A 15278-nucleotide genomic window follows, 5' to 3' on the forward strand; every position below is an offset into this window, starting at 1 on the left:
CGGCATTGCCATGACCCCAGCACCTAGTTGCTGGCCTTCGCCGTCCAGTCTTTGAGCCGTCGCCCTTGACGGCTGGAAGTACCGGGCGGTGGGGGCATCGACCTGACCATCCCCGGGACTTCGAGTCCGCCGAAGCGCGTGCGCGTGTTCGGCCCTCTGCCCGGAATCTCTGATCACCTGCGGCCCAAGGAGCGCCGCATTCTTCCGCCGCGCCCTCGCGCGGCGGCGGGGAGACACCCGTGCAACAACTGATTGTTCGCAACCTCTTTCTGGCGGCTCGCACCCTCGCGTCCATCCGCCGGCAACTGCCTGATGGCAAGGACCTGGCGCGCCGCCTGGGCCCCGGACTCATCACCGGTGCGGCCGATGACGATCCGAGCGGCATCGCCACCTATTCGCAGGCCGGCTCGCAGTTCCGCTTCGGCCTGGTCTGGACGCTGCTGCTGACCACGCCGCTGATGATCGGCATCCAGATGCTCTCGGCCCGCATCGGCTGGGTCACCGGCCAGGGCCTGGGCGCCAACATCGCCCGCGTCTGCCCGCGCTGGCTGACGATGTCGCTGGTCGCGCTGCTGGTGGTGGCCAACACCATCAACATCGCGGCCGACATCGGCGCCATGGCCGAGGCCGCGCATCTGCTGCTGGCGGGCAAGCAGCAGCTCTACGTCCTCGCCTTCGGCTTGCTCTGCGTGCTGGGCCAGCTGCTGTTCTCGTACGAACGCTCGGTGCGCATCCTGAAGTGGCTGACGCTGGCGCTGTTCGCCTATTTCGCGGTCGTCCTGGTCGTGCAGGTGCCGTGGCGGCGGGCCACCGTCGAATCGCTGCAGCCCTGGCGCTTCTTCCCGGAAGGGACCTCCGTTGGCGACTACGCCAGCATGGTGGTCGCCATGCTCGGCACGACGATCAGCCCCTATCTGTTCTTCTGGCAGGCGTCCCAGGAGGTGGAGGACGGCCTGCGCCGGCCCGACGAGGCCACCTTGCGCAGCCAGCCGGCCTATGCGCGCGAGCACCTGTTCCGCATCAAGGCCGACACCTATGTGGGCATGCTGTTCTCCAACGCGATTGCGCTGTGCATCGTGCTGGCCACCGCGGTCACCTTGAACCTGCATGGCATCACCAACATCCAGACCTCGTCCCAGGCGGCGGAGGCGTTGCGCCCGGTCGCCGGCGATTTCGCGTTCGGCATCTTCGCGCTGGGCATCATCGGCACCGGCCTGCTGGCGGTGCCGGTGCTGGCGGGCTCGGCGGCCTACGCGGTCAGCGAGGTGTTCGGCTGGCGGTCGGGGCTCTCGCGCGGCTTCCACGAGGCCCGCGGCTTCTACCTGATCATCATCGCGGCGACCGGCATCGGCACCTTGATGAGCGTGTTCGAGCTGGACCCGATCAGGGCGCTGGTGTGGAGCGCCATCGTCAACGGCGTGATCTCGGTGCCCATCATGGTGGTCATGATGTGGATCGGCCAGTCCCGCCGCCTGATGGGCGACTGGACCATCTCGCCACGGCACCGCTTCTTCGGCTGGTCCGCCACGCTGGTGATGGCTGTCGCCGTGCTGGCGATGCTCGCCACCTGAGTCCACCCTTCGGCCCCTTTCTCTTCGGTGTTGTCATGCGAGTTCAATTTCGCGGCCTCGGGCTGCTCATCGCTTTCGTCTTCCTGACGTCCATCGGCTGCGCGGCGCGCGCGCAGGAAGCCTGGAACGCCCATTTCCAGAGCACCTACGTCCGCCAGTTCAAGCCGACCTTCCATTCACCCTATGCCGGCCCTAACAGCCTGTCCGGCCAGGCCGAGACCAGCTACTCCTTCACCGGCACGGCCGCGTTCGGGCTGCGCCTGCCTTCGGCGACGGAGGTCTACTTCGATCCCGAGATTGCCCAGGGCATCGCCATGTCCGGCCTGCTGGGGCTGGCGGGCTTTCCGAATGGCGAGCTGGCCAAGACCTCCGGCGACAAGCCCAAGGCCTACGTCGCGCGCCTGTTCGCGCGCCACACCGTCGAGCTGGGCGGCGAGTCGCAATCGCTGGAGTCTTCGGCCAACCAGCTCGGTGGCGCGACCACCGCGAACCGGCTCATACTCACGGCCGGCGTGCTCTCGGTGCTGGACATCTTCGACGTCAACGCCTATGCGCACGATCCGCGCATGCAGTTCATGAACTGGGCGCTGATGACGCATGCGGCCTACGACTACGCGGCCGACTCGCGCGGCTACACCCAGGGCCTTGCGGCGGAATACATCGTGGGGAACTGGGCGCTGCGCGCGGGGCGTTTCGCGGTGCCGAAGGAGCCGAACCAGCTCCAGCTTGACCACCACCTGTTCACGCATTTCAGCGACCAGATCGAGGCCAGCCACGACTACGAGCTGGCCGGGCAGTCGGGCACCGTGCGGCTGCTGATGTTCCGCATGCGGGCGGTGATGGCGCGGTATGGCGATGCGCTCGGCGACGAGGGACCGCCGCAACCGCTGGCCGATGTGCGCCGCGGCAATCAGGTGAAGCAGGGTTTCGGCCTCAACGTCGAGCACCACCTGTCGGAAGACTTGGGCGCCTTTGCGCGCGCCTTCCGCGCCGACGGGAAGACCGAGACCTACGCCTTCACCGAGGCCGACGCATCGGTGTCGGCCGGCCTTCAGCTGAAGGGCTCGGCCTGGACCCGTAGTGACGACGTGCTGGGGCTCGGCGTGGCCCGGAGCAGCCTGGCGGCCGAGCACCGCCGCTACCTTCAGGACGGCGGTGCGACCTTCTTCCTCGGCGACGGCGCTTTGCGCTACCGGCCGGAACAGGACCTGGAGCTGTACTACAGCGCGGACCTTGCCCATGGCCTGTTCCTGACCGGTGACGCCCAGCGCATACGGAACCCGGGCTACAACGCCGATCGTGGCCCGGTGTCGGTCTACTCAATCCGGCTGCGCTGGGAGAGCTGACTACGTCGCGCGCTGCAGGTCGGCCACCTTGCTGCCGGTCGAGGCAGTGCTGAACTTGCTGTCCGGCCGCATGCGGAAGGCCAGCAGCACGCCCAAGGCCATCAGCAGCATGCTGCCGGCGAAGGGCAGTTCCCAGCTGCCGAAGCGGTCGATCAGCAGGCCGGAGACGACCGGCGAGACGATGGCCGCGGCGGCGGAGCCGGTGTTCATCATGCCGCTGGCGGTGCCGGAGTGTTCCGGCGCGATGTCCATCGGGATCGCCCACATCGGGCCGATCGTCATCTCGGCGAAGAAGAAGCCGGCCGACAGGCTCAGCACCGATACCGTGAGGTTGTGCGTCAGCATCAGCGGCACCAGCGAGATCAGGGTCAGCAGCATGCAGATCGCGACCATCCAGCTGCGCGACTTGTTCAGGTTGCCGGTGCGCTCGTAGAGCTTGTCGGTGACCCAGCCGCCCAGCGTGTCGCCGAGGACGCCGGCGAAGAACACGCTGGAGGCGAACAGCGCGGACTTCTTCAGGTCCAGGTCATAGCTGTGCAGGAAGTACTGCGGGATCCAGCTCAGGAACAGCCAGAGCGTCCAGCCGTAGCAGAAGTAGACGATCGTGACCGGGGCCATGCGGCGGAACAGCGGGCCCCAGGGCACCGGCGCGCCCTTGGCCTTCGGCGGCGGCAGCAGGGCCGTCTCCTCGGCCGTGATGCGTGGGTGGTCCTTCGGGTGTTCGGTGAACACGAGCCACCAGACGGCGACCCAGGCAAAGCTGATGATCGCGCAGATGTAGAAGGACTCGCGCCAGCCGTAGGCGGCCATGCTCCAGACCATCGCTGCCGGCGCCACCGCGTTGCCGATGCGTGCGGCCGCATGGGTGATGCCCTGGGCGAAGCCGCGCTTCTCCTTGGCGACCCAGCGCGACATGGCCGAGGTGGCCGCCGGAAAGGTCGCCCCTTCGCCCAGGCCCAGCAGCACCCGCGCCACCAGCATCGAGGCCAGGCCGCTGGCCCAGCCGGTCATCATCGTCGCCAGCGCCCAGACGACGCCGCAGGCGATCAAGGTGCGCTTGGCGCCGAAGCGGTCGCTGACCCAGCCGCCGATGATCTGGAAGATCAGGTAGGGGTAGGCGAAGGCCGAGAACACCAGACCGATCTCGGTCTTGTTGAGCCCGAACTCCGGCCCGAAGCCGGCCGCGGCCGTGCTGACGTTGACCCGGTCGAGGTAGGTGATGAAATACATCAGGCACAACATGGTGATCACCACGTTGGTCGCTCGAAACATCTTCTTCATGGCTTGTCTCCGATCTGTCGTCTGTCGTTTGCGCATGAGGGCGAGTCGATCCACCACGCCTCGTTCCTGACGAGGCGTGGTATCAACGCGCGGTGAGAAGCGGGTAGGCCCGCGGCCGGTCGGCGCCTTATGCGGCGGCCTTCAAGGCCGAGCCGGCCGGGTGGCCCGCGAAGTAGTCCATCGCTGCCTGCACGCCGCTGGACTTCAGTGCGATGCCGGCCAGCTTCATGCCCATCTCGCAACCGGAGAGCGTGGCCATCAAGGTCAGGTCGTTGCTGTCGCCGAGGTGGCCGATGCGGAACATGCGGCCCTTCAGCTTGCCCAGGCCCGCGCCGAGCGACAGGTCGAAGCGCTGGTAGATCAGCTGGCGCAGCGCGTCGGCATCGACGCCCGCGGGCAGGATCACGCCGGTCAGCACCGGTGAGTACAGGGCCGGGTCCGCGCACTGGATCGGCAGGCCCCAGGCATTCACCGCGGCACGCACGCCGGCGGCCCAGCGCTGGTGGCGGGCGAAGACCTGGTCCAGCCCTTCGCTCTGCAGCATCTCCATCGCCTCGACCAGGCCGTAGAGCAGGTTCGTGCTCGGCGTGTACGGCCAGTAGCCGTTGTGGTTCATCTCGACGATCTCGTCCCAGGCGAAGAAGGAGCGGGGCAGCTTCGCGCTCTTGCTGGCTTCCAGCGCCTTCGGCGACAGCGCGTTGAAGCTGATGCCGGGCGGCAGCATCAGCCCCTTCTGCGAGCCGCTGACGGTGACGTCCACGCCCCATTCGTCGTGCCGGTAGTCGGCGCTGGCCAGGCCCGAAATCGTGTCGACCATCAGCAGCGCCGGATGCTTGGCTGCATCGATCGCGCGGCGCACGGCGGCGATGTCGGAGGTGACGCCGGTCGAGGTCTCGTTGTGGACGACGCAGACGGCCTTGATGCGGTGCTCCGGATCCTTGCGCAGCCGCTCCTCGATCAGGTCGGCCTGCACGCCGCGGCGCCAGCTCGGCGCGTTGGGCAGGTGCTCGTCCTGGCCCTGCCAGGCGAGGAACTCGGCGGAGATGCCCAGCCGCGCGGCCATCTTGGACCACAGGGTGGCGAAGTGGCCGGTCTCGTACATCAGCACGTGGTCGCCGGGGCTCAGCGTGTTGGCCAGCGCGGCCTCCCAGGCGCCGGTGCCCGAGGCCGGATAGATCACGACCGGGTGCTGGGTCTTGAAGATCTCGCGGATGCCCTTGAGCACCTGAAGGCCCAGCGCGCCGAACTCGGGGCCGCGGTGATCGATGGTCGGCAGACTCATTGCCCGCAAAATACGGTCCGGCACCGGGCTCGGTCCGGGGATCTGCAGGAAGTGGCGGCCGGTGGGATGGAAGTCGAGGGTCAACACGATGCGGGGTCCTTTCCGATGCGGTCTTGGATTGGGGTGTTTGAACTTAGTTTTGCATGCAAAACGCAAATTAAGATGATGGAAAACCCTGTATTTTGGGCTTGATTGGCTTTGTAAATGCATGCAAAATGCAAATAGATCGGAGAAATTCATGGCGGAGGTGATCGAGATTTCGCGGCTGGCGCTGCATGACCAGGTGGTGGCGCGGCTGCGCACCATGCTGGTGGAAGGCGCCATCGCACCGGGCGCCAAGCTCAACGAGCGCGAGCTGAGCGAGCAGCTGCGCGTGTCGCGCACGCCGCTGCGCGAGGCGATCAAGCTGCTGGCGGCCGAGGGCCTGGTCGACCTGCTGCCCAACCGCGGCGCGGTGGCGGTGAAGCTGACCGAAGCCGACATCGTCAACACCTTCGAGGTGCTGGCGGGGCTGGAAGGCATGTCCGGCGAATTCGCCGCGCAGCGGGTGACGGACGCCGAGCTGGCCGAGATCCGCGCGATGCACTACGAAATGATGGCCTGCTTCGCCCGGCAGGACCTGTCGGGCTACTACCGGCTGAACGCGCGCATCCACACCGCCATCAACGACGCCGCCAAGAACCCGGTGCTGACCAGCACCTACAACGGCATCAACGCCCGCGTGCAGTCGCTGCGCTTCCGCACCAACCAGAACGAGGCGAAGTGGAAGCGCGCGGTGAAGGAGCACGAGCTGATGCTCGAAGCGCTGGCCGCCCACGACGGCGCCGCGATGCGCGACGTGCTGGTCGCCCACCTGAAGAACAAGCGAGACACCGTGCTGGACCTGATGCGCGCGGGCGAGATCTATCCCCGGAGCGCCAAGAGCTCATGAAGGAGACCTGATGCTGATTGAACCCACCTCCCAACTCCAACCGCTGGGCACGCAGCTGCCGCCAAACGAGGTCTGCGATGCACTGGCCCGCAGGCTGAAGGCGGAGACCGAAGGCGAGGTGATGTTCGATGCGGCATCGCGGGGGCGCTACGCCACCGATGCGTCGATCTACCAGATCATGCCGGCCGGCGTGCTGGTGCCGAAGACGGAGCGCGACATCGCCACCGCGATCGCCATCGCTCGCGAGCTGAAGGTGCCCGTGCTGCCGCGCGGCGGCGGCACCAGCCAGTGCGGCCAGACGACCGGCGCGGCGCTGGTGATCGACAACACCAAGCATTTCCGCAAGGTGCTGGAGGTCGACGCGAAGAACGGCACCGCCGTCGTCGAGCCGGGCCTGGTGCTGGACCACCTCAATGCGCAGCTGAAGCCGCTGGGCCTGTGGTATCCGGTCGACGTGTCCACCGCGGCGCAGGCCACGCTGGGCGGCATGGCCGGCAACAACTCCTGCGGCTCGCGCTCGATCGCCTACGGCAACATGGTCCACAACGTGCTCGGCGCGCAGGCCTGGATGGCCGACGGCGAACTGGTGGACTTCGGCCGTGTCGAGCATGCGACGGGCCGCGCCGCGGCGATCGCCGAGCACGTGCGCGGCCTCGCCCGCCAACACGGCGCCGAGATCCGCGAGCACTGGCCCAAGGTGCTGCGCCGCGTGGCCGGCTACAACCTGGACATCTTCGACAACCAGAGCGAGCGCCCCTACACGGCCGACGGCGGCGTGAACCTGGCGCACCTGCTGATCGGCTCCGAAGGCACGCTCGCCTACACCCGCTCGCTGACCCTACAACTGAGCCCGCTGCCGCGCGCCAAGGTGCTGGGCGTCGTCAACTTCCCGAGCTTCCACGCCGCGATGGATTCGGCCCAGCACATCGTCAAGCTGGGCCCCACGGCGGTGGAGCTGGTCGATCGCACGATGATCGAGCTGAGCCTCACCAACCCGGCCTTCCGCCCGACCATCGAGACGGCGCTGATTGGCCGGCCCGCGGCCATCCTGCTGGTGGAGTTCTCCGGCGAGGAGAAGGGGCCGCTGTTGCACAAGCTGCGGCAATTGGTCGAGCTGATCGGCGACCTGGGCCTGCCCGGCGCCGTTGTCGAGATGCCCGACGAGGCGCCGCAGAAGAACCTGTGGGAGGTGCGCAAGGCGGGCCTCAACATCATGATGAGCCTCAAGGGCGACGGCAAGCCGGTGAGCTTCATCGAGGACTGCGCCGTGCCGCTGGAGCACCTGGCCGAATACACCGACGGGCTCACCGAGGTCTTCGCCAAATACGGCAGCCGCGGCACCTGGTACGCCCACGCCAGCGTCGGCACGCTGCACGTGCGGCCCATCCTCGACATGCGGCGCGACGGCGCGCAGAAGATGCGCGCCATCGCCGAGGAGGCCGCCGCCCTGGTGCGCCGCTACAAGGGCGCGTTCAGCGGCGAGCACGGCGACGGCCTGTGCCGCGGCGAGTGGATCGAGTGGCAGTTCGGCCCCAGGATCAACGAGGCCTTCCGCGACATCAAGCGCTTCTTCGATCCGGCCGACCTGTTCAACCCCGGCAAGATCGTCGACACGCCCAAGATGGACGACGGCTCGCTGTTCCGCTTCGCGCCGCCCGAGGCGCCGCGGCCCTACCGCCGCATCGAGATCCAGCCGGTGCTCGACTGGTCGGCCTGGAACGTTCAGGCCGATCCGGTCACCGAGGAAACCACCGCGCCCGGCACCGGCGGCGACAGCACCGGCGGCTTCGCCAAGGCTGTGGAGATGTGCAACAACAACGGCCACTGCCGCAAGTTCGACGCCGGCACCATGTGCCCCAGCTACCGCGTGACCCGCGACGAGCAGCACCTGACCCGCGGCCGCGCGAACACGCTGCGCCTGGCCGTCTCGGGCCAGCTCGGCCCCGATGCCTTCACCAGCGAGGCCATGCACGACACGATGGACCTGTGCGTCGGCTGCAAGGGCTGCAAGCGCGACTGCCCGACCGGCGTGGACATGGCCAAGATGAAGGTCGAGTTCCTGGCCCACTACAAGGCCCGCCACGGCCACACGATGAAGGACCGGCTGGTCGGCCGCCTGCCCGACTACGCCGCGCTGGCCAGCCGCTTCCCGTGGCTGCTGAACCTGCGCAACAAGCTGCCGCTGCTGGCACAGGCGGGCGAGAAGCTGCTCGGCTTCTCCGCCAAGCGCTCGCTGCCCGAATGGCGCTCCGACACCTTCTGGCGCTCGCCGGAATTCGCCACCGGCTTCGTCGACAAGGCCGAGGCGCTGCGCATCGCGGGCGAGGGCGGCCGGGTCGCGGTGCTCTTCGTCGACACCTTCAACGGCATCTTCGAGACCGAGAACGCGCTGGCCGCAACCCGCGTGCTGCGCGCCGCGGGCTACGCGCTCCACACGGTCTCGAAGGAGGGCGGCCATCACTGCTGCGGCCGCACCTACCTCTCGGCCGGCATGGTCGACGAGGCCAAGGCACGCGCCGGTGCGCTGGTCGCGGAACTGGAGCCGCTGGCGCGGGCCGGCATCGCCATCGTCGGCCTGGAGCCCTCATGCCTGCTGACCTTGCGGGACGAGGCGCTGGTGATGGGACTTGGCGAGGCGGCGAAGACGGTGGCGGCCCAGGCCCTGCTGCTGGAGGAGTTCATGGCGCAGCAGGCCAAGGCCGGCAAGCTCGATCTGAAGCTGCGGCCGGCGGGCAAGCCCATCCTCGTCCACGGCCATTGCCACCAGAAGGCCTTCGACGCGGTGAAGCCCGTGATGGATGTGCTGCGCCTGATCCCGGGCGCGCAGCCCGAGCTGATCGAAAGCTCCTGCTGCGGCATGGCCGGCAGCTTCGGCTACGAGGCCAAGCACCACGAGGTGTCGATGAAGATGGCCGAGGCCGCGCTGCTGCCCGCCATCCGCAAGCAGCCGGACGCCATCGTCGTGGCCGACGGCACCAGCTGCCGCCACCAGATCGCGGACGGCGCCTCGCGGCAAGCGGTTCACGTCTCCGTGCTGCTGGACAGCCTGCTGGCCTAGGGCCTGCTCAGATGAAATCGAAATCGAAGAGGCGCTTCCTCAGGTCCAGCACATGCGCCCGCGCTTCGTCCAGCGGCAGCGGGCGGCCCAGGAAGTAACCCTGCAGATTGTTGATCTCGAGGCCGGCCAAGGTCTGCAGCTCGGCCGCGGTCTCCACGCCCTCGGCGACGATCTGGCTGCCGGTGGCGCTGGCGAAGCCGCACATCGCCTTGGCCAGGGCTTGGCGCGAGGGATCCAGGTCGATGCCGCGCGTGATGCTGGTGTCCAGCTTGATGATGTCCGGCCCCAGGTTGAGGATGTGGCGCAGGCTCGCGTAGCCGGCGCCGGCATCGTCGATGGCCAGGCGCAGCCCTCGGTCCTGCAGCGGGCCGAAGACGGCGGCGATGTCCTCGTAGAGATCGATGGCCGCATGCTCGGTCACCTCGATCACGAGGCGCTCCAGCGGCTGGCCCGCCAGCAGCCCGGCGAGGTCGCCTTCGAGTACGGTGTCGGGCGAGGCGTTCAGCGAGAGGTAGCTGCCGGCGGGCAACTGGTCCAGCGCCCGCAGCGCGTGGCGGATGGCCAGCGTCTCCAGCTCGACGCTGCGGCCGATGCTCGCGGCCTCGGCGAACCACAGGTCTGGCGTGCGCTGGGGTTCGACCTTGAAGCGCGACAGCGCCTCGAAGCCGACGACCCGCTTCTGCGCGGCGTTGACGATCGGCTGGTAGACGATGCTCAGCGCGCCGGGCTGCAGCGCGGCATCGATGCGCCGCCCGGCATCGTGCCGGGCCCCGCGCACGCGGAGGTCGGCCTCGATCTGGTCGGCGATCAGGTCCGCGAACACCCGCATCATCCCCAGGTCCCGCGAGGTCAGCGAGTCGTCCGGCGCGTGGCTGAAGCAGCAGAAGGTCCCGTAGATGCGGCCGTCCGACAGGCGGATCGGAACGCTCAGGTGGGCACCGACCGGCAGCGCCTTGGTGGCCGCGATCTTCAGCGCCTTGATGTTGAGGCAGGCATCCGGGATCAGCTCGGGCAGGCGGCCTTCGACGATGCGCATGCAGTAGCTGTCCTCGGCCGGCGCCGAATCGCCGGCGCGGATCGGCTCGCCCGCCTCGGCATCGACGTAGCGGAAATGCCGCCGCCCCTCGGACAGCTCCGAGATGAAGGCGACGTCCATCTGCAGATGCGTACGAATGGCGTGGAGGCTGCGCTCCAGGGCCGTCTTCGCCGCCTGCTCGGGGATGGCGCGATTGCGCTGCGCGATCATCGAGATGGCACTCTCGATCACGTCTTTCATGAGCTTGTCTCCCTGGTCTCCTGGCCCGTTTCAGGCGGCGGGGCAATCGGCGTTCCGCGGCCTGGCAGGCGCTACTGAAAGGTCTTCAGCGCCTGCTTCAGGCGCTTGCGCCCATCGCTGTTCGTGGCGCGATAGGTTTTCAGGGCCAGCGCGAGGAATTGCTGCTCCCCGGGCGAGAGGCCGGCAGGTGCGCGCTCCTCATCCAGCCAGCCCGCTTCCTTGCCGCAATGCTGTTCGATCTGCCGTGCCAGCTTGTCGCCGATTGGCCGCGCGCCGCTTTTGGCCATTGACCAGGTCGCGCCACTCACCTCGATCCTGCTCGCCCAGGCGGACTCCAGTCCCTTGGGCGGATCGCCCGCGGCGATGCGCTCCTCCACGAAGCTCTGGAAGAGGGCAAGAGCATTGAGTCGACGGACGGTGGTGATGCTGGACACGGCGGGTGTTGTTAAAAAACTTCACATCCATTCTAGAGGCTGCGAAATGGCGATGAGTGGTTGACGAGTGCGTGAACACTCTTCACAATTCGCTCATTCGTTGATTCACACCAAGCCACACGGTCCCATCATGATTCGCACAGCCCTCGCCACCAACGCCAAGCGCCCATCCCAGGGCGAGATGGCTTTGTGCGTCGCCGCGAGTCTGCATGACCGACACGAGGGCGAGTCAACGTCACCGGGGAAAGCTCCAGCCCACTGAAGCTTTCATCCTCCAGGGATTCATCGATCCCCTGAAGCCCGGTCTCCTGCAGGAACCGGGCTTTTTGTTTGTCCGGCTCTTGCGGCGCCATCTCGGGTGTGCCCGTGCACAAGCACCGGCCAGCCCGGTGTGCATGTGTGCCCCAGCACGTTCTGCAGACGGAGCCGGCATGCAGCGGTCAAGGCAAGCCTTGCTTGCTCGGGTCGCGTGCGGACACAGCCGAGATGGCATCGCCTTGCGAGGCATCAATTTCTGTCCCGTTGGACTTCCGGTGAGGTCCTCGGCCCTTCAAGCCGAAGAGGCGGGTTCGACTCCCGCACGGGACACCAGTCCAGAAGCCCGTCGTCGAGCTCACGCTTCGACGGGCGCAAACCGGCCGCAACGATTGGGCGGCGTCGGAACCCGTTACCGACAACCATCGAGAACAAGAGTCGCCATAGCTCAGTCGGAAGAGCGCCGGTCTGTCGAACCGGAGGTCGCGGGATCGAAGCCCGCTGGCGGCGCCAAATGAATCAAGCGCATTCTTGCCAGCCACAGAAGGGAGGACGCCATGCACGACGTATTGCAGTTGGACATCACCGGCCAGCCCCAGGCCTGGATTTCGATCGAGCAGGCGGCCGGCCACGTGGCTACCCGTTCGGTGGCCTGGTCGATCGGCGACACGCCGCTGGCCGTGCTGCGTGGCGGCGCCAATGTCCGTACCGGCCGGCAGTCGACCCTTGAGGTACCGGCCATCCTGGCGCTGCGTGGCAATTCGCGGCTGAACCTGTTCGACGTGGTGCCCGGCTTCAGCAAGCCCAAGGTGCTGCGGCGCGACCGGCTCACCTGCGCTTACTGCGGCGATGCGCATGAGTTGCGCAGCCTGACGGTCGACCACATCCTGCCGGCCTCGCGGGGCGGTGCGCTCAGCTGGATGAACACGGTCGCTGCCTGCCGCGCCTGCAATGCGCGCAAGGCCGACCGAACGCCGGAGGAGGCCAGGATGCCGCTGCTGTTCACGCCTTACGTGCCCAGCCGCTTCGAGGATTTCCTGCTTAAGGGCAGGCGGATCCGCGCGGACGTGCATGAGTGGCTGGCCGCACGGCTGCCGAAGGAATCGCGCCTGAGCTGACCCATCCGGTTGGCTCAGGCGCCCACAGATCTGCCTTGGAAGGCAGGGCTCACAGGCTGGGGGTACGACCCCACCGGTGCGCCGTGGCCGGGTCCGCCCGTTGCCGCGACGCATGCCGCCCTGCTGAAAGGGGCCGATACGGTGAAGCACGGTTGTCCCGCAAGGGTCCGGGTTCGACTCCCGGGTTCATCACCACTGGATAGCTCAGTCGGGTAGAGCAACGGATTCAGGTTCCGTGAGTCGTGGGTTCGAGTCCCACTCCAAAAATTGGCCTATCACGCCAGTGAAAAACGGTCGCAAGACCACCCCGCCGAACGTGTCGGCCTGCCTTCGGGCACGTCGGCATCAGCGTGGTCACCCGTGCTTCGGGCATGCGGGGCCTGCGTCCGCGGTCAGTCGGAGGCGCATTCGAGGAATGCACGCCGAAGACGCGCTGCGGCACCCAGTCCCAGGCATTCGAAGTCCGTGTCCGCGCTGTAACGGCACCCCGATTCAAACCACACGCTGCAAACAAGGAGAACACCATGACGATCAAGCGTGTCACTGTGAAGAAGAACGAGCGCGGCCTGCTGCTTCGCAATGGCGACTTCGAACGCGTGCTACAGCCCGGCACGCACTGGCTGCTCGCCGGTCTGGACCAACTCCAGGTGGAGCTGTTCGCCATCGAGGCACCGGCCTTCGTGCACCGCCTCGCCGAATATCTGCTGGCCAAGGAGCCGGCGGTGGTCGAGACCGAGTTCGTTCGTGTCGAGCTGAGCGCGACCCAGGTCAGCCTGCGCAGCGAGAACGGCGTGTTGGTCGAGCTGCTGCCGCCCGAGACGCGGCGCCTGTACTGGAAGGGCCTGGTGGACGTGCAGGTCGAGGTGATCGATCTCGCCGACGCCATCGAGCTGCCGCCCGCGCTCACCGCCCGTCTGCTGCAGACCCAGCTGCGCCCGCGCAGCATCACCGGCCTGGCCGGCGTGCTGCAGGTGCTCGTGCCGGAACACGGCGCGGGCATCCTGTGGGTCGACGGCAAGGTCGAGCGCCTGCTCAGCGCCGGCTCGTTCGCGTTCTGGAAGTTCAACCGCAACGTGAGCGTGGAACTGGTGGACCTGCGGCTGCAGGCGGTCGAGGTGACGGGGCAGGAAATCCTGACCCGGGACAAGGTGGCGCTGCGGCTCAACCTCTCGGCCACCTGGCGCTACTCGGATGTGCTGACCGCGTACAAGGCGCTGGCCAAGCCGGCCGAGCACCTGTACCGCGAGCTGCAGTTCGGTCTGCGCGCCGCGGTGGGCACGCGCTCGCTCGATGAGCTGCTCGAAAACAAGAGCGTCATCGACGAGATCGTGACCGCCCAGGCCAAGGCCAAGCTCGCGGCCTTCGGGCTCGAGCTGTCCAGCGTCGGCGTGAAGGACATCGTGCTGCCGGGCGAGATGAAGACCATCCTCGCCCAGGTGGTGGAGGCCGGGAAATCGGCCGAAGCCAACGTGATCCGCCGCCGCGAGGAAACCGCCGCGACCCGGTCGCTGCTGAACACGGCCAAGGTGATGGAAGACAACCCTGTCGCCCTGCGGCTCAAGGAGCTGGAAACCCTGGAGCGCGTGGCTGAGCGCATCGACAAGATCTCCGTTTTCGGAGGTCTGGATCAGGTGCTCAACGGGCTGGTGAAGCTGCGTTGAACGAACGCGGCCTTGTCCTACGGCGGCGCGTTCGCGGCGGACCTAGAGTTCAGTTGCCTCTGGTGCCCTCTCTTTGTCCCTCCCCCTGGCCCAGAGGACTCGCCCGGCACCGTGAGGTGTCCGGGTCTCTTTTTGAAGGGCGAGGGTTGCAGGACCTATCGGGAGAAGCAGGTGAGCGCGACGACATCGGCAATGAGACTGGCGCCCAAGTTCTATGAGACCCGCAACACCGCGAGGATGTTGCTGGGCGAGGGCTACACGGCGCGGATGAAGGAACTGGGCGCGATGGTGGCCAAGGTGGCCGCAGGCCGCCGTACCGGTGCGCTCGATGCTGCGCAGGATGTGGTGCGCGCGGCGGACCTCGACGGCTTCGAGGCGATCCAGGTGCTGGCCGCGGCCGTGGAGTTGATCGAACCGTCGCACTGAGGCCCTATCGATATCGAGATGCCAAAAGCAGCGGGGGAGGTCCTTTCGAACCTCCCCCGCTGCCTTGCTTCAGCGATCGATTGCCGAGCCCGTTACTCGGCCATCGTTTCGGTCTTGCGAGCGGCCTTGCTGTCGACGAAGCGTTGGTAGGCGGTGGGATCTTCGCTGTTCAGCGCAGCCAGTTCGCCGCTCTTCTGGGCTTGGGCCAGCTCGGCACGCACTTGCGCGCGGGTCTTGCCTTGGTGGGCGTATTGCTGTTCCGTGAAGCGTTGGAAGGCAGCCGGGTCTTCGCTGTTCAGGGCGGCCAGTTCACCGCTCTTTTGAGCCTGGGCCAGTTCGGCTTGAACTTGGGCGCGAGTCTTGGCTTGGCCGGCGAACTGGCGGTCACGGAAGGTTTGTGCGGCCATCGGGTCTTCGCTGTTCACGGCAGCGAGTTCGCCACTTTGCTGGGCCTGGGCCAGCTCGGCAACGACTTGAGCGCGGGTCTTGCCGCCGACATCGGCAGCGAAGGCGCTGGTGCCAACCATGACACCGGCGGAGAGGAGGGCAGCGGCGAGAACGATCGAGGTCTTCATGATGTTTTCCTTTGCATTCACAGCGTGGGTTGAGTGGCTTGCGGCGTTTGCTTGTTGATCGCCG

At 67.3% G+C, this 15278-nt stretch carries 12 protein-coding genes and 3 tRNA genes; 10 read left to right on the plus strand and 5 right to left on the minus strand.

Annotated elements, in window-relative coordinates:
* Positions 1-239: 239 nt before the first annotated feature.
* Both SNE35_RS22535 and SNE35_RS22540 read left to right on the plus strand, forming a co-directional pair.
* Positions 240-1571: an NRAMP family divalent metal transporter gene (locus SNE35_RS22535; RefSeq protein WP_320425261.1), complete on the plus strand. Its 1332-nt coding sequence runs from the start codon at positions 240-242 to the stop codon at positions 1569-1571.
* Between the two features lie 35 nt (positions 1572-1606).
* A complete protein-coding gene (locus SNE35_RS22540) occupies positions 1607-2917 on the plus strand; it encodes a carbohydrate porin (protein ID WP_320425262.1) in 1311 nt (436 codons plus the stop codon).
* On the opposite strand, the gene SNE35_RS22545 is transcribed toward SNE35_RS22540, so the two are convergent.
* Together SNE35_RS22545 and SNE35_RS22550 are read right to left on the minus strand one after the other, a co-directional pair.
* On the minus strand, positions 2918-4198 hold the full coding sequence (locus SNE35_RS22545; protein ID WP_320425263.1) for an MFS transporter: 1281 nt from the start codon (positions 4196-4198) through the stop codon (positions 2918-2920).
* A 127-nt stretch (positions 4199-4325) separates the two neighbouring features.
* Positions 4326-5567: a pyridoxal-phosphate-dependent aminotransferase family protein gene (locus tag SNE35_RS22550; RefSeq protein WP_320425264.1), complete on the minus strand. Its 1242-nt coding sequence runs from the start codon at positions 5565-5567 to the stop codon at positions 4326-4328.
* Between the two features lie 151 nt (positions 5568-5718).
* Between SNE35_RS22550 and SNE35_RS22555 the strand changes: the two genes are divergently transcribed.
* Positions 5719-6411 carry a GntR family transcriptional regulator gene (locus tag SNE35_RS22555; protein WP_320425265.1) on the plus strand — a complete coding sequence of 231 codons (693 nt, stop codon included), beginning with the start codon at positions 5719-5721 and terminating at the stop codon, positions 6409-6411.
* 10 nt (positions 6412-6421) lie between these two features.
* Complete coding sequence (locus SNE35_RS22560) at positions 6422-9469, plus strand: FAD-binding and (Fe-S)-binding domain-containing protein (RefSeq protein ID WP_320425266.1); 3048 nt, start codon at positions 6422-6424, stop codon at positions 9467-9469.
* Positions 9470-9476: 7 nt separating this feature from the next.
* Here SNE35_RS22560 and SNE35_RS22565 read toward each other — a convergent pair whose 3' ends face one another.
* Positions 9477-10745, minus strand: coding sequence for a sensor domain-containing phosphodiesterase (locus tag SNE35_RS22565; protein WP_320425267.1), 1269 nt, complete (start codon positions 10743-10745; stop codon positions 9477-9479).
* A 71-nt stretch (positions 10746-10816) separates the two neighbouring features.
* Positions 10817-11179 (minus strand): hypothetical protein, encoded by a 363-nt coding sequence (locus tag SNE35_RS22570; RefSeq protein ID WP_320425268.1) that lies wholly within the window; start codon positions 11177-11179, stop codon positions 10817-10819.
* A gap of 516 nt (positions 11180-11695) precedes the next feature.
* Between SNE35_RS22570 and SNE35_RS22575 the strand changes: the two genes are divergently transcribed.
* The 6 genes from SNE35_RS22575 (at position 11696) to SNE35_RS22600 (ending at position 14639) form a co-directional block, all read left to right on the plus strand.
* Positions 11696-11770 (plus strand) — tRNA-Glu (locus SNE35_RS22575).
* Positions 11771-11871: 101 nt separating this feature from the next.
* Positions 11872-11947 (plus strand) — tRNA-Asp (locus SNE35_RS22580).
* 44 nt (positions 11948-11991) lie between these two features.
* Entirely contained in the window at positions 11992-12552 is a 561-nt protein-coding gene (locus SNE35_RS22585; protein ID WP_320425269.1) for an HNH endonuclease, read from the plus strand.
* A gap of 197 nt (positions 12553-12749) precedes the next feature.
* Positions 12750-12815: transfer RNA gene (locus tag SNE35_RS22590), tRNA-Leu, on the plus strand.
* 261 nt (positions 12816-13076) lie between these two features.
* Positions 13077-14213 carry a slipin family protein gene (locus SNE35_RS22595; protein WP_320425270.1) on the plus strand — a complete coding sequence of 379 codons (1137 nt, stop codon included), beginning with the start codon at positions 13077-13079 and terminating at the stop codon, positions 14211-14213.
* A gap of 171 nt (positions 14214-14384) precedes the next feature.
* A complete protein-coding gene (locus tag SNE35_RS22600; RefSeq protein ID WP_320425271.1) occupies positions 14385-14639 on the plus strand; it encodes a hypothetical protein in 255 nt (84 codons plus the stop codon).
* Between the two features lie 92 nt (positions 14640-14731).
* On the opposite strand, the gene SNE35_RS22605 is transcribed toward SNE35_RS22600, so the two are convergent.
* Positions 14732-15214 carry a DUF4148 domain-containing protein gene (locus tag SNE35_RS22605; protein ID WP_320425272.1) on the minus strand — a complete coding sequence of 161 codons (483 nt, stop codon included), beginning with the start codon at positions 15212-15214 and terminating at the stop codon, positions 14732-14734.
* Positions 15215-15278: the final 64 nt, after the last annotated feature.

Origin of the sequence: Roseateles agri (genome assembly GCF_034043675.1) — a bacterium.
Lineage (GTDB): Bacteria > Pseudomonadota > Gammaproteobacteria > Burkholderiales > Burkholderiaceae_C > KK5.